This window comes from Bacteroides sp. OM05-12 (assembly GCF_003438995.1).
Lineage (GTDB): Bacteria > Bacteroidota > Bacteroidia > Bacteroidales > Bacteroidaceae > Bacteroides.
In genome coordinates, this window is record NZ_QSUN01000001.1 from 111,081 (window position 1) to 126,258 (window position 15,178).

General features: G+C 37.6%; 10 protein-coding genes. 7 read left to right on the forward strand and 3 right to left on the reverse strand.

Going from position 1 to position 15,178, the window contains the following annotated elements; all coding sequences use genetic code 11:
- The first annotated feature begins 205 nt into the window (after nucleotides 1-205).
- Genes DXB63_RS00450 through DXB63_RS00465 form a run of 4 tightly spaced genes read left to right on the forward strand, consistent with a single transcriptional unit; the run spans nucleotide 206 to nucleotide 3,241 of the window.
- Complete coding sequence (locus DXB63_RS00450; protein WP_122124403.1) at nucleotides 206-559, forward strand: CidA/LrgA family protein; 354 nt, start codon at nucleotides 206-208, stop codon at nucleotides 557-559.
- Nucleotides 540-1,235, forward strand: coding sequence for an LrgB family protein (locus DXB63_RS00455; protein WP_122124679.1), 696 nt, complete (start codon nucleotides 540-542; stop codon nucleotides 1,233-1,235). The genes DXB63_RS00450 and DXB63_RS00455 overlap by 20 nt, the downstream gene beginning before the upstream one ends.
- Before the next feature lie 44 nt (nucleotides 1,236-1,279).
- A complete protein-coding gene (locus tag DXB63_RS00460) occupies nucleotides 1,280-2,170 on the forward strand; it encodes a DUF2156 domain-containing protein (protein WP_122124404.1) in 891 nt (296 codons plus the stop codon).
- 6 nt (nucleotides 2,171-2,176) lie between these two features.
- On the forward strand, nucleotides 2,177-3,241 hold the full coding sequence (locus DXB63_RS00465; protein WP_122124405.1) for a GNAT family N-acetyltransferase: 1,065 nt from the start codon (nucleotides 2,177-2,179) through the stop codon (nucleotides 3,239-3,241).
- Here DXB63_RS00465 and cdaA read toward each other — a convergent pair.
- Nucleotides 3,238-4,002: a diadenylate cyclase CdaA gene (cdaA, locus tag DXB63_RS00470; RefSeq protein ID WP_122124406.1), complete on the reverse strand. Its 765-nt coding sequence runs from the start codon at nucleotides 4,000-4,002 to the stop codon at nucleotides 3,238-3,240. The two genes, DXB63_RS00465 and cdaA, sit on opposite strands and share 4 nt — an antisense overlap.
- Nucleotides 4,003-4,013: 11 nt before the next feature.
- Complete coding sequence (gene folP / locus DXB63_RS00475) at nucleotides 4,014-4,865, reverse strand: dihydropteroate synthase (RefSeq protein ID WP_122124407.1); 852 nt, start codon at nucleotides 4,863-4,865, stop codon at nucleotides 4,014-4,016.
- Nucleotides 4,866-4,994: 129 nt separating this feature from the next.
- Between folP and murF the strand changes: the two genes are divergently transcribed.
- A complete protein-coding gene (gene murF / locus DXB63_RS00480) occupies nucleotides 4,995-6,293 on the forward strand; it encodes a UDP-N-acetylmuramoyl-tripeptide--D-alanyl-D-alanine ligase (RefSeq protein WP_122124408.1) in 1,299 nt (432 codons plus the stop codon).
- Between the two features lie 2 nt (nucleotides 6,294-6,295).
- On the opposite strand, the gene DXB63_RS00485 is transcribed toward murF, so the two are convergent.
- The gene (locus tag DXB63_RS00485) at nucleotides 6,296-8,947 is read right to left on the reverse strand and encodes a lamin tail domain-containing protein (protein ID WP_122124409.1); all 2,652 of its coding nucleotides are present in this window, start codon (nucleotides 8,945-8,947) and stop codon (nucleotides 6,296-6,298) included.
- Nucleotides 8,948-9,053: 106 nt separating this feature from the next.
- Between DXB63_RS00485 and DXB63_RS00490 the strand changes: the two genes are divergently transcribed.
- Both DXB63_RS00490 and DXB63_RS00495 read left to right on the forward strand, forming a co-directional pair.
- Entirely contained in the window at nucleotides 9,054-10,061 is a 1,008-nt protein-coding gene (locus tag DXB63_RS00490; RefSeq protein ID WP_122124680.1) for an aspartate-semialdehyde dehydrogenase, read from the forward strand.
- Nucleotides 10,062-10,373: 312 nt separating this feature from the next.
- Entirely contained in the window at nucleotides 10,374-14,711 is a 4,338-nt protein-coding gene (locus DXB63_RS00495; protein ID WP_122124410.1) for a T9SS-dependent choice-of-anchor J family protein, read from the forward strand.
- Nucleotides 14,712-15,178 lie beyond the last annotated feature (467 nt).

Here is a 15,178-nt window from a genome sequence, read left to right on the forward strand (position 1 = left end):
TTACCATTCGGACATGAACTTCACACACGAGCACCTAATCTGGAATTAACACGTGCCCTATTATTCACTGTATTTCAATACGATACGAATTAACTATTCAGAAATATTATCTTGAGAATAATTATATAAAATAATCATGGAAAGCCATTTCCTCTACCAAATTATTCTCTAACTTTGCCACCGTTTTCAATAATATCACATAGGTATGATTCGTCAATGTTCCATCTTATTCGGATGTTTAGCTTTAGGTGAATTAATTGTTTACCTTACCGGAATCAAACTTCCCTCCAGTATCATCGGTATGCTGTTGCTTACACTCTTTTTAAAGCTAGGTTGGATTAAACTACAATGGGTACAAGGTATGTCCGACTTTCTTGTTGCCAACTTAGGATTTTTCTTTATTCCTCCGGGAGTTGCATTGATGCTCTATTTTGACATTATTGCTGCACAATTTTGGCCAATAGTTGTTGCAACAGTCATCAGTACCATATTAGTATTAGTCATAACCGGATGGGTTCACCAATTAGCACGCAGATCAAATGGATTATTTAGAAAATAAATTCTTTCTTTTGGCAATTACTTTCGGTTTTTATTTCTTTGCCAAACTATTACAGAAAAAGACAGGATTAATCTTACTTAATCCGATATTACTGACTATTGCAGTACTTATAATTTTCCTTAAGATGTTCAATATCAGTTTTGAAACATACAATGAAGGAGGTCATTTGATTGAGTTCTGGTTAAAACCAGCTGTCGTGGCCTTGGGTGTACCTTTATATCTTCAATTAGAAACAATAAAAAAACAGATATTGCCAATTGTCCTCTCACAACTGGCAGGATGCTTTGTCGGAGTTGTTTCCGTTGTACTAATAGCCAAAGCAATGGGGGCAAGCCAGGAAATCATATTATCTTTAGCTCCAAAATCAGTCACCACTCCAATCGCTATGGAAGTAACAAAAACAATAGGAGGTATACCTGCTTTAACTGCCGCCGTGGTAATTTTTGTCGGGTTATTCGGAGCAATCTGCGGATTTAAAATACTCCAATTATTAAAGATAGGAAGTCCGATAGCACAAGGATTATCAATGGGTACAGCCGCCCATGCGGTAGGAACCTCCACTGCAATGGATATTAGCGGGAAATATGGTGCCTTTGCCAGTTTAGGATTAACTTTAAATGGTATATTCACTGCCTTACTTACTCCTTCCATACTTCGTTTAGTGGGACTGCTCTAACAATATGGCGTTTTAATTGTTATATATAATATAATGTAAATATTATGATTGAATTCAAAGATATAACACTGGCTGATAAAGATATTATTCAGTCATTTACTCTAAATAGTTGGCGCAGAAATTGCGATTTGTCATTTTCCAATCTCTGTAGCTGGCGTTTCTTATATAACACCCAATATGCTATAATCGACAACTTTCTAGTATGCCGTTTCTATGCAGATAAGGAATTGGCTTATATGATGCCTATTGGAGAGGGTGATTTGAAACCGGTACTCGAAAAGATTATTGAAAATGCCCGTGAATTAGGAGAACCATTCATGATGTTAGGTGTATGTGTCGGCACAAAAGATGAGATAGAAAGGATTATGCCTGACAAATTTAATTTTGTTTCAAACCGTGATTATGCCGATTATATCTATCTTCGCAGTGATCTTGCGACTTTAAAAGGAAAGAAATATCAGCCAAAACGTAATCATATCAATAAATTCTTAAGAAATTATCCAGATTACGAATATAAACCTATCACTCCTGAGCTGGTGTCGGAATGTTTAGCATTGGAAGCAGAATGGTGTAAGGCGAATAATTGCCATGAACAAGAAGCTTTAGCGGCAGAACGTCAATCACTTACTTATGCATTGAATCATTTCGAACAATTGGGTTTGACAGGCGGAGTTCTTCATGTCAGCGGTAAGATTGCAGCGTTTACTTTTGGAATGCCGATAAATAATCAAACCTTTGATGTTTGCATCGAAAAGGCAAACACCGAAATTGAAGGAGCATATACAATGATAAATTATGAATTTGTCAACCACATACCGGAACAATACATTTATATTAACCGAGAAGAAGATTTGGGTATTGAAGGATTACGAAAAGCAAAAATGTCTTACCACCCGGAAATCCTTTTAGAAAAATGTATGGCTACATTAAAATAAATAAGGATGGAGCAGAAAGAATCTCAACGAGAAGTGACTAAAGCGCTTTGGAAACTTTGTTTTCAAGATAATGAAGCTTTTACCGACTTGTATTTCCGCATGAGATATAAGGATGAAATCAATATGGCGATTTATGAAAACAATCAAATGGTTTCTGCTCTTCAAATGATTCCCTATCCGATGACTTTCTGCAATGAAATAATCTCGACCTCTTATATCTCGGGAGCATGCACTCATCCTCATTACCGCAATCATGGGGCAATGGGACAACTATTAGCGGATACCTTCATACGCATGTATGATAACGGTATACTTCTAAGCACACTTATTCCAGCTGAAGAATGGTTATTCAGTTATTATGGCAGATATGGATATACACCAGCTTTCGATTATTCAATAGAAAAAATAGACACAACAGAATTAATGCCATCTTCACAATATGAAATAGCAGAATATACTCCATATCAATTGGATGTACATGCCTATCTGATGCGTAAACTAATGGAACGTCCTTGCTGTATCCAACATACGATGGACGATTTTGAAGTTATTCTTGAAGACTTGAAATTAAGTGGTGGTAAACTACTCATAGCACGAAAACAAATGGAAATTGTGGGAATGGCATTCTGCATTCTTGAAGAATCTGCTATTCACATACCTGAATTACTTTATGAAGATACAGAGATACGAAATTCTTTATTAAAGGAAGCCTCTAGACAAATGAGCACATCATTTGTAGAATATATAAAACCAGCTAAGGGAGAAAGTGATCAAAAACTTGGAATGGCACGTATCATAAACGTAGAGCAAATGCTACAACTCTATGCAAAAGAACACAATGAAATCCATCTCGCATTAGAGATATCAGACGAGATTATCAATGAGAATCAAGGGTACTATCTACTTAAATATGGTGTTTGCGAACGGTCATTTGAACCAATTAAAGAAAGCATTCCACTTTCTATCGGAGAACTAACCCGAATATTGTTAGGTTACCATACCGATCTATTACCCGATCCGCTCCGTTCTTTTACTTTACAAAAACCATATATGAGTCTGATGCTAAACTAATCTTCTTTCGTGAGGATACGTTCCAACTCTTCGGCGGTCAAACGTAAATGGAATTCTCCACGATGAGCAACGGAAATACCACCGGTTTCTTCCGATACAATGATTGCATACGCATCCGTTTCCTGTGACACACCAAGAGCAGCACGATGCCGTAACCCTAACTCTTTGGGAATATCAAGACTATGGGATACCGGTAAGATACATCCCGCAGCTTTTATACGTTTATGACTAATTACCATTGCGCCATCATGTAAAGGGCTGTTCTTAAAGAATATATTCTCTATAAGTCGTTGATTTATATTCGCATCTATCACATCCCCCGTCCGGACAATATCATCCAGTGGGATATTCTTTTCCATGACAATAAGCGCTCCTACTTTTTGTTTACCCATGTTTAAACATGCCATTACGATAGGCATAATATCCGCCTTTTCAACTGACTCTTTCTTATTCCCGGTAAGAAACCGCACTAAAGCACTAGCTCGTTTATGCGAACCAAGTGTAAGCAAAAACCGACGAATCTCATCTTGGAATAAGATAATCAGTGCAAGCACGCCCACACTAACCAGTTTATCAAAGATTGAGCCTAACAATCTCATTTCCAAAACTTGGGAAACAACAAGCCAAATAAGTATAAAAACCAGAATTCCGGCAAAGACATTAATAGACCCTGAAGCTTTCATCAGCTTATATGTATAATAAAGCAAGAAAGCAACCAGTAAGATATCTATAAAATCCTTTATACTAAAGTCAATGAACATATTTCTTATAATTAATGATTAACAGAAGACTGCATCGTTTTCACTATTCTAACAGTTTCCACAGCTTCTTTTACATCATGCACACGTAAAATATTCGCTCCTTTCATCAAAGCAATTGTATTCAATATGGAAGTTCCGTTTAATGCTTCATCCGGTGTTGTCCCCAACAAACGATAAATCATTGATTTACGAGAAACACCAACTAATAATGGTAACTCAAATATCTTGAAATCATCCAGATAATTCAATAATTCATAATTATGTTCCAATGTTTTGCCAAAGCCGAATCCCGGGTCAAGAATAATATCTTTTACACCTAACGAACGTAACTTATCTACTTTCTCCGCAAAATACATGAAGACCTCTTTTACCACATTCTCGTAATGTGGAGTAAGTTGCATATCTTGCGGAGTTCCTTGCATATGCATCATTATATAAGGAACATTCAGACGAGCTACCGTCTCAAACATCTTTGCGTCCATCTCTCCCGCTGCAATATCATTGATTATTGCAACACCGTATTCCTCAACACATGCTTCGGCAATCTCTGCACGGAAAGTATCTACCGAAATAACAGCATCCGGAGCTATTCGATGAATGATTTCCAACCCGAAGCGCAAACGTTTCAGTTCTTCTGCCGGAGTTATATTTTCTGCATTCGGACGAGACGAGTAAGCACCGATATCAATGATAGAAGCACCTTCATCAATAATCTGACGAACACGCAAAATTATCTCTTCTTCAGTCTGTTTGCGACTATTAGCATAAAACGAATCAGGAGTAATATTCAAAATACCCATCACTTGAGCTTCGGATAAATCCATCAATCGTCCATTTACATTTATATATTTAGGCATCAACATTGCTTTCCGGTTTATTCATTGAGACAAAAATACATACAATCTAATATATTTCTAATTTTTCATTGTTAATTTTTAAATTTTAATCGGATTACCTCTATCTTTGCCATGAAAATAAAAAACTTCACAACTATGAATATAGCAGCTCTTTACCAACTATATCAACAACATCCGGTAGTCACGACAGACAGTCGCAACTGCCCGACCGGTTCTATTTTTATAGCATTAAAAGGTGAATCGTTCAACGGAAACACATTTGCCGCACAAGCTCTGGAAAAAGGCTGCGCTTATGCTGTAGTGGATGAAGCAGAATACGCAAACGATAAAGACGGAAAAATCATCCTTGTTGATAATTGCCTAAAGACACTGCAACAACTTGCCAATTATCACCGTAAGCAACTGGGGACAAAAGTAATCGGGATCACAGGAACAAATGGAAAAACTACTACTAAGGAACTCATTTCCTCAGTTCTATCCCAGTCTTATAACATACTATATACGTTAGGCAACTTGAATAACCATATAGGCGTACCGCTCACTTTGCTCCGTTTAAAACCGGAACACGATTTGGCTGTTATCGAAATGGGAGCAAGCCATCCGGGAGATATCAAAGAATTAGTAGATATAGCAGAACCGGACTATGGAATTATCACCAATGTAGGGAAGGCCCATCTTGAAGGATTCGGCTCTTTTGAAGGTGTTATCAAAACTAAAGGCGAATTATATGATTTTCTCCGTGAGAAAACAAATTCGGTAACATTCATTCAACACGAGAATCCTTATTTGATGAAAATAGCTAAAGGACTGAATCTTATCTCATACGGAAAAGAAAATTCTCTTTATATAAACGGCAATGTCACTTCTTGTTCTCCTTTCCTCGCCTTCCAATGGAAAATGGGTAAAGAAGGAATTTATTATCAGGTACAAACAAAACTGATAGGTGAATATAATCTGGACAATGTATTAGCTGCAGTGACAATAGGAACCTACTTTCACGTAGAACCGGAAAAAATAAACAAAGCATTAGAGGAATATACCCCACAAAATAATCGCTCACAACTGAAAGAGACAGCCAGCAACAAATTGATTATAGATGCTTATAATGCCAATCCAACCAGTATGATGGCAGCTTTGCATAATTTCTGCAATATCAAAGCCGAACATAAAATGGTTATCCTAGGGGATATGAAAGAACTTGGCGCAACAAGTATCGAAGAACATCAGAAAATAGTCGATTTCATCGAAGAATGTAATTTCGAACGGATAATTATTGTAGGAGACCAGTTTGGAAAAACCCAAAACGAACTCCATGTATTACCCAATGTTACAGTTACTATTGAAGAATTAAAGAAAAATAAACCTAACGGCTTTTACATTCTGATAAAAGGATCCAACAGCATGAAGTTAGGGCAAATTGCAGATTTTTTATAATTCTAACCAACCAAAGCACATGCCAACTTATAACGATTCATCTTACCGGATGGCGTATAGGCTTCTATATATATAATGTATAATCCAATACGTGCAACCGAGCCATTGCTTTCCTGTCCGTTCCAAACAAAAATGCCTTGTTGTTCAAGCCGATCTCCTTCTGCTATCTTACATATAAATCGGCCTGAACTATCATAAACACTGATATTTGCCAAAACATCCGTATCAAGGAAATTATATGAAATAATCAATTCATCATCCACACCATCACCGTCGGGAGAAAAAGATTGACGTTCAAGACGAAAGCCATCAGAAGAAGCTTCTGTTGCCTCCCGATACTGTGAATTTACATATCCCGGGGTACCTCCACCGGATGCGGTAGAAGCAGACAACCAATTTTTTGTAATAGCAGAAAGTTTGTCCGGATAAATCTTTTCTAACGCAATACCTTCCTTATCACTTAAAAACACCGTGTGCATTTTTTCCGTGTAATTCAGTTCATCAATAATTTCTCCGGTAGTAGCAAGCAATACAATATTACCTTTGTCATCCGGTAAAGACGGTAATTTACTAAGTGATACCATAGCTGTCTTTTCCAATTCATATTGGCTCTCTACCGCTTTCACATCTTTTGTGAAACATAAATAACTATGCGGGGCCAAAGTTCTTGGCAACGGAGAAAGTAAAACTCTCTCTCCCATATTCCCATCAATCAAACGGGAAGCAAAAAACAACCGATTTAAATTAATGTATTTACCGGAACTATTATAAAGTTCGACATAATCACTTCCTCCGCTTCGAGGATTAAATAAAATCTCATTGAAGAGAACCTCTCCTTCTTTTGCATCCTCAGGAACGCCAACCCGAACAATACACTCACCTTCCAAATCAAAACCTGAAATATCTTTCAAATGAGTCAATTCCAACTCAAACACATCTCCCATTCTCAAACTATCAGATAAAGATAACACAACCTGTTTACTATCGGGGACAGAAGGTATAGTATTTGCAATCATACTATTCCCCTGATTAATCGTATAATTATCATTCAACATCAAAGAAGCAATATCCATTGACTTCGAGAATCGAATTACCAAAGTATCCGGAGTCAATAAATAATAGTAATCAACCTCAGCCACAGTTTCATCCGGACACGCCATTGCCACTGAGTTAACTCGTCCCGGTGTACCTCCCGATTTATCTGTCGAGGCTACCCAGTTTTCAGAACCATTAGCCAAATTATCCGTATCCAGACACTCCAAGGAAAAACCTCCTTTTTTCTTAAAACTATCCTTATACCAAGTATCCGAATACTCTACCCAAGAAATAATCTTACTGCGTGCATCTTCTAACCATAAAAGTTTCCCGCTATTCGCCAACTCAGGGAAAGACTTCACTCCAAGAACCAAAACATCTTCATCTTTCCATAAATTCAATTTCTTTTCATGACACAGTACCAGATACCCTTTAGGTGGTATTATCTTATTTCCTAATTTATAAGATTTGTTCCCGTAATGGAATTTCCACTCATTCAAATTTACAGGACGTTCCATTTTATTATATAATTCTACATATTCCACTTCCGGCAATGCAGCTACATTGAGAGGATTTGCCATTATCTCATTAAAAACAATATCACCGAATGACGCTGTTTGCAGAGTCGTATTATAATAAGTAAAACCTATTTGCGAGTCAGTCATATAATTCCCCGAAATATCTTTTACCTTATTTATATATAATGTATAGAAGACTGAGTCAGTAAATTTTCCGGTAAACAGTAGTTCTACGCTCCTCTTATCTTTAGAAAGTTGCTTCTTCTTTGATTTCCCGATTTCCTCAATCTCAAATTCCGATGAACCGATATTGACAGCCTCATCAAAAGATACAATAACAGTAGAATCCGTCAATGCAGCGACAGATAATAATTTAGGTGGTAAGATGTCATCAGGATTTGGAATATCTGGTTCATCCGGTGTATCGGGATTATCCGGTTCATCGGGTATATCAGGTACCGAATTATCCGAAAAGATAAAAACATCATCAAAAGCGAAAGCCATATTTCTACTTGCCGTATATATACAACGTATACCTGCAAAAGCAGATTTTGTTATCGTATTATCTATTGCCGTTCCCTCTTCTATATAATCTTCATCTACTCCTATCAGTTGAGAACACACAATCCATTTCCCATCTTTATCACAATGTATCTTTATATTGATCTCAGGAGAAGAAGTATCTAAATGTCCAATAATTCCATCGATTAGAACCTCTGCAATATTGCCATCATATTTCAATAGTCTCAGATTATCATTTTGACCACCAATCATGAGCATATATCCCTCACCCGAAAGGTCAGAAGTAGAAGATGTCAAGTAAAATATAGCATAATTATTAGCAGAAGAATTGAATAGTAAATGCACATAAAACATCCACGTTGTTTCACTGATTAATTCTGAAGCTGTGGAAAGATAGGCATCTCCCGTCTTGCTCAAATCATTCAACTTTAGTTGTCCTTTCTTATCAACTTTAAACTTCTCTATATCACCACTCCAAGTTGGGTTTTCACTAAAATCACCGTCCGAGAAATTATCTTTTACTTGGGTAAAGGAACAGATAGAATACAAAAAAGTAAGCAAAAATATAATTCTTCTCATTTTATTGCGGTTCGTATTGCAAAATGTTATATTTTTGCAGGTAATATTTACTAGAGGCAAAGGTACGGTAAATAACAATATTATTCACAATAAAAGAAAGAAAAAGATGAAAGTAGCTATTGTTGGCGTAAGCGGTGCCGTAGGACAAGAGTTCCTGCGTGTGCTTGATGAAAGAAATTTCCCTATCGATGAGTTGGTATTATTCGGTTCTAAACGTAGCACCGGAAGCAAATACACCTTCCGCGGTAAAGAAATCGAAGTCAAACTCTTGCAGCACAACGATGACTTTAAAGGTGTAAATATCGCATTCACTTCTGCCGGTGCCGGAACATCTAAGGAATTTGCCGAAACAATTACTAAATACGGAGCTGTGATGATTGATAACTCCAGTGCTTTCCGTATGGACAATGATGTGCCATTGGTGGTGCCGGAAGTAAATGCTGCAGATGCAAAGGATCGCCCACGTGGTATCATTGCAAATCCGAACTGTACTACCATCCAAATGGTTGTTGCTTTAAAAGCGATTGAAAACTTATCACATATCAAACGTGTACACGTTTCTACTTATCAGGCAGCTAGTGGTGCCGGTGCAGCTGCTATGGACGAACTTTATGAACAATACAAGCAAGTATTGGCAAATGAACCTGTTACCGTAGAAAAGTTCGCCTATCAGCTAGCATTTAACCTGATTCCTCAAGTTGACGTATTTACGGAAAACGGTTATACAAAAGAAGAGATGAAGATGTATAATGAAACACGTAAAATCATGCACTCTGATGTACAAGTCAGTGCTACTTGTGTTCGTGTCCCGGCTCTTCGCGCTCATTCGGAAAGCATCTGGATTGAAACCGAACGTCCTATTTCCGTAGAAGAAGCCCGTAAAGCTTTCTCCGAAGGCGAAGGCCTTGTTTTGGAAGACAATCCGGCAGAGAAAAAATATCCGATGCCGTTATTCCTTTCGGGAAAAGATCCCGTTTACGTAGGACGTATACGAAAAGATTTGGCAAACGAAAACGGCTTAACCTTCTGGGTAGTTGGAGACCAAATCAAAAAAGGTGCAGCATTGAACGCCGTTCAAATTGCAGAATACTTGATTAAAGAAAATAATATCTAATAGATACAAGCAGTGAAAGAAAAAGTAATCTTTCACTGCTTTCTCTTTTAAGCAAAACTAACAAGACAGACTACTCTTCAACATTTACTTCCATTTTTATCTTATCTCCAATAATCAGGAACTCCCACTACAATAGGGGCTAACAATACGATTTTATATAAAAAATTAGCTTTCTTTTAAAAAAGCCATCTAATAAATTGAATTTCCGAAACAGATTTTATATCTTTAACCCACTTCAATAATTTGCATTATTGGAATTGTCGACACAAAACAACATTCACAAAAATATATTCATAGTTAAACTATATATTTATGAGAAAATCTTACTTATTATGTGTTGCACATATACTATTGGTATTATGTACGACAAGCGTATTTGGACAAACTTACGTTCTCAACGAAGGCTTTGAAGGGACTAAATTCCCGCCTGATAACTGGACTATACTCGACAAAGATGCGGATGGAAATTGCTGGATTTCCGAAACGACAACCAACGCTACCGTAGGTGGCGGAAAGAAATGTGCGGTATCTTATACCGTAGATCCGGAAAGTTATCCTCCGACACCCTATAATGCACAAGAGAATTATTTGATAACTCCACAGATTAATGTCACGAATACAGCTTTTACTCTATCATATAAGGTTATAGCAGAAAGTCTCGGTACAGGAGAAACTTACAAGATTCTAATTTCAACAACAGGAACCACCGTTGGAGATTTCAGCACGTTATTCCATGAAGAAACAATTCAAGATGCCGAATGGGATGATTATCCCTCTGTGCAAAAGAAAGATAAATCACTTGCCGAATATAATGGAAAAAAGATTTATATCGCTTTTGTACATACCGGATATGATACTTATGCTTTGGGGCTGGATGATGTAACGATCATGAACCAGAAAGGACCTAAATCAGTAACCGGGTTAACCGTAACTCCGGGCAGTAAAGGAGCTTTATCGGCCACATTATCCTGGACAAACCCATCACAAAACGGAACAGGCGAAGATATCTCCGGAATTTCTATCGGCATTTACAGAGATAATAATCTAATAAAAGTTCTGTCCGAGAATATGACTCCGGGAGAAAAAGCAACATATATAGACAATGAAGTTCTTACAGGAACTCACACTTATTCTGTTATAGCTAAAACAGCAGAAGGTGAATCGAATCCTGTATCGAAAAGCGTCTATGTAGGTGAGGATATTCCTGATGTTGTAAATAACCTGAATGCAATTATTGACAATGGAAAAGTAATAGTAACTTGGGAAGCTCCTACAGAAGGAATAAATAAAGGATATATCAATCCGGACAATTTCACTTATACCATTAAACGAAACACAGGAACAGAATCTATTCAAGTTGCTTCAAACATTAAGCAACTCACATTCTCCGAAAATATTTCTCCTGAAGTCTTATACTCTTATACTGTTATTCCAAGTAATATGGCAGGAAGCGGTAAAGAACTCAGATCCAATGCAGTTGTCGGTTTCACCGATAATTTGTCAGATATTATGGTTGGGAAGGACAGTCAGATTGATTATTATTTAGGGAGAGTGCCCACTGACCCCACTTACGCATACTCGGCTACTGAGACCATGTATTATCCTGAAGATCTTAGCTTTGCAACAGGAGAGATTAAGTATATCATCTATAAAAACTCTTTCAAAAATGAGATAAAGAGAACGGCTAAAATATGGATGGGGGAAATTCAAAAAGAAAACTTGTCCGAAGGATGGATTCCTACTACCGGCATGACTTTAGTTTATGATGGAGACATTATTTTCAATGAAGGGGTTAACGATGTTCCGATTCAACTAACTACACCATATAATTATCAGGGAGGCAATTTAGTTGTTATTTATCAAGATGCGAAAACACAAGGAATAGGAACTTACTTCGACCGGTTCTATGGTTCAAAAACGCCGGACAGGGCGGATCGATCACGTGCACAGACCAGCTCCAGTGAAATAAATATAGACGAGCTCACCAATCAGGGATATAAATATGCAGAAGTTCCTCAGACTCGTTTTGTCATGGTAGCAGAAGGCGTTGCAAAAATGGAAGGTCTCGTTAAGAACAATACTACCAATGAAGCTATTGTCGGAGCAACGATAACAGTTCCGGAACTGAGCCTGACGACACAGAGTGATGAGACCGGAGCATATCATTTTAACCTTGTACGCAAAGGTGCACAGCAATTCAAACTTAGTGCTGTCGGCTACCTGGATTTAGAAGAGACTGTTACAATCCCGGATAATGGTAAGATAACAAAAGATTTCAAGATGACTCCGAAAGCCACATTCACAATTTCCGGTAAGGTAAAAGCTAATGACACAAATGCTAATATTGCCGGAGCTGTTATTAAAGTAACCGGATATGCAGATATCCAAACTACTTCCGGTGCAGACGGACAATTCTCTCTTACAGGTATTTATGCTGGAGAAAATTATACTCTAAGTATTGAATATTCTCAGTATGACACTTATACCGCAGCCGTTGAGAATAAGACAGCAGACTTCAACATTGGAGAGATTACGCTTCAAAGAAGTCTGATTCCGGTATATGCTGTTTCTACCACCATAGATGCAGGAGGAGCTACTTCAACTATCCGATGGGAATCACCGCTATCACGTACCAGCGATATGCAATGGACAAAGATTGGAGATTCCGACGTACAATATAGCACAAGCGGAGATTATTATCTTACCAATTATAATGTAGGACATGCATTGGATGCAGCAACTTTGGAAACTCTCAACATCGCAGGTTTGAGTTTCATGAAACTTAAAGTTTATATAAAAGCGACAGAAGGAACATTTACAGCCAAAATATGGGAAGGAATCAAAGACGACAATAAAGAAATTGCAGCTAAAGTCATTGATGCGACTCAGGTTAGCACAGAAGGTTCTTGGATTACAGTTACTTTCGATAAACCTATAGAAATAAGGAAAGAAAAGAATTATTTAATAGGAGTAAACTGTAAAGATGCATCCAGTAGTCCGATCGGAACCGGTAAAGATTATATCTCAGGCAAGAATAACTTAAAATGGAGTGATAATCCGGACGATTATGTGAACGATGGTTATTATTCTTACAATATTTCTGTATACTGCGGCATTCCGGGAACTGAAGCAAAGATAAATCCGGAAGTTTCCGCACCAAAATGCAGTTACAATGTTTATCGAGCCGAAACATCCGACCTGAATACTTGGATAAAACTGAATGCTTCTCCTCTACAAACATCGACTTATACGGATAATGCATGGGACGAACTTATTTCCGGCACCTATCAATATAGCGTAAAAGCCGTATATAAAACAGGAGAATCCATAGAGGCTTATTCTGAAGATATTGAACGTTCCGTAGATTATGATGCCGGTATAGCCGAGTTCCTATCTCCTATTAAGACAAAAGATCCGCAAACCAATGTAGAGATAAAAGTCTCTATCAAGAATTTCGGAGAGAAACCATTGACTTCCATACCTGTAAGCTATCAGGTTAACGGTGGAACAGCCACCGCCAAAACATTCGAAGGAAATCTGGCAAAAGGGGAAACTGCTGAATTTAGTCTTGGGACGGTCGATGTTACGACATTAGGCACTTACGAGATTAAAGCTTTTACACAACTGGAAAACGATGGCAATCCGGCAAATGACGCCAAGTTATTCACATTACCGAATTATGCCGATGTACACCTACATGGCTACAGATGGGATGCTTACGGCAATGCCGGAATTGTAAGCATGCATTCCAACATACCGGAACAGGCCGTATTTATCAAAGAAGTTACTCCGGATGACGCTCTTATTAATGCCGGTGAATATTTTAACGGACGTTTTTATGCCTTTACATCCACTTGGTATTCGGAACCCCGCCAATTCTTAGTTATGGATACTCTGACATGGACACCAATAAAATCTGCGAAAACAGAAGATTTCATGCAAGACATGGCTTATGATTACGCTTCCAAGGAAATGTATGGAATACGCGTCAACGGAGGAGAAAGTGAACTGGTGACGATTAATCTGGAGAATGGAGAAATAACATCTGTCGCCTCAACCGGAATGAATTTCCATGCATTAGCATGTAGCAAGGAAGGTAAACTTTACGGAATGTCCGATGACGGTAAATTATATGCAATAGATAAAACAACGGCACAGCCCGATATTATTGCCGGTACAGGCATCAGTGACGTCGCTTATCTGCAATCAATGGCATTCGACCATAATACAGGAAGATTATTCTGGTCACACACAGGAAGTCAGATTTTAGGCGATCTTTATGAAATAGACCCTAAAACAGCAAAAGTTATTTCTTTGGGAAGTGCCACTTATAACGATTCTCCACTCGAAGTAGTAGGCTTATATTCCGTATATACTCATCCGACGCCTCCCGACAATATAGAGGAACTGAAAGCCAATGATCTGAAAGTATATACAGATGCATCTAAAACGATACATGTAATCGTTCCGTTTGAAAACGAGCCGGCAATGATTAGCATTATAAGTTCAGTAGGAACAATTGTCAAGACGAAAAAAGTAGAAAGCAGAGAAACGCTAATCAATGGTGAAATTCCTGCGGGAGTCTATTTTGTTATTGTAACGACAGAAAAAGGGATGAGCTATCGACTCCCGTTTATTGTCAGTAAATAGCGCTTAACGATTTTATCAGATAATTACCGATGAAAGGAAGACTTTAGTAGTCTTCTTTTCATCGGTTTTGTTAGAAAGTATTACTTGCCTATTCCATCTTTACAGGCAAACTAATTAACGATCCCATATTTACTGAAACGATTGATTGTTTCATAGCTATAGAAAGTTTGTTTATAAGAGTTCTTCAATAAATTATAAAGGAACAAAAGGTTACTGCTCCTTCGATACAAATCAGTAATCATCCTTTTTCATATCAAACTTAATATAAATATTTATTTCAGATGAATACTACTGATAAATAAAGAGAGCTTTTTACAGGAATTACATCGGAAGTTCTTATCTTTGTACGGATTCTATTAGCTACCAATGCGTTGGGAAGTGAAGAACCTTATTTATCGATAGAGGCGTTTTGTTATTATCTTGAATTATCAAATCTCGCAAGTTTGACAACCATGAGATAATAGCAA

What these genes read in the sequence shown, in the direction of transcription:
- DXB63_RS00450 (WP_122124403.1), top strand. Translation starts at nt 206, where the DNA reads ATGATTCGTCAATGTTCCATCTTATTCGGATGTTTAGCTTTAGGTGAA.
- DXB63_RS00455 (WP_122124679.1), top strand. Translation starts at nt 540, where the DNA reads ATGGATTATTTAGAAAATAAATTCTTTCTTTTGGCAATTACTTTCGGT.
- DXB63_RS00460 (WP_122124404.1), top strand. Translation starts at nt 1,280, where the DNA reads ATGATTGAATTCAAAGATATAACACTGGCTGATAAAGATATTATTCAG.
- DXB63_RS00465 (WP_122124405.1), top strand. Translation starts at nt 2,177, where the DNA reads ATGGAGCAGAAAGAATCTCAACGAGAAGTGACTAAAGCGCTTTGGAAA.
- cdaA (WP_122124406.1), bottom strand. Translation starts at nt 4,002, where the DNA reads ATGTTCATTGACTTTAGTATAAAGGATTTTATAGATATCTTACTGGTT.
- folP (WP_122124407.1), bottom strand. Translation starts at nt 4,865, where the DNA reads ATGTTGATGCCTAAATATATAAATGTAAATGGACGATTGATGGATTTA.
- murF (WP_122124408.1), top strand. Translation starts at nt 4,995, where the DNA reads ATGAATATAGCAGCTCTTTACCAACTATATCAACAACATCCGGTAGTC.
- DXB63_RS00485 (WP_122124409.1), bottom strand. Translation starts at nt 8,947, where the DNA reads ATGAGAAGAATTATATTTTTGCTTACTTTTTTGTATTCTATCTGTTCC.
- DXB63_RS00490 (WP_122124680.1), top strand. Translation starts at nt 9,054, where the DNA reads ATGAAAGTAGCTATTGTTGGCGTAAGCGGTGCCGTAGGACAAGAGTTC.
- DXB63_RS00495 (WP_122124410.1), top strand. Translation starts at nt 10,374, where the DNA reads ATGAGAAAATCTTACTTATTATGTGTTGCACATATACTATTGGTATTA.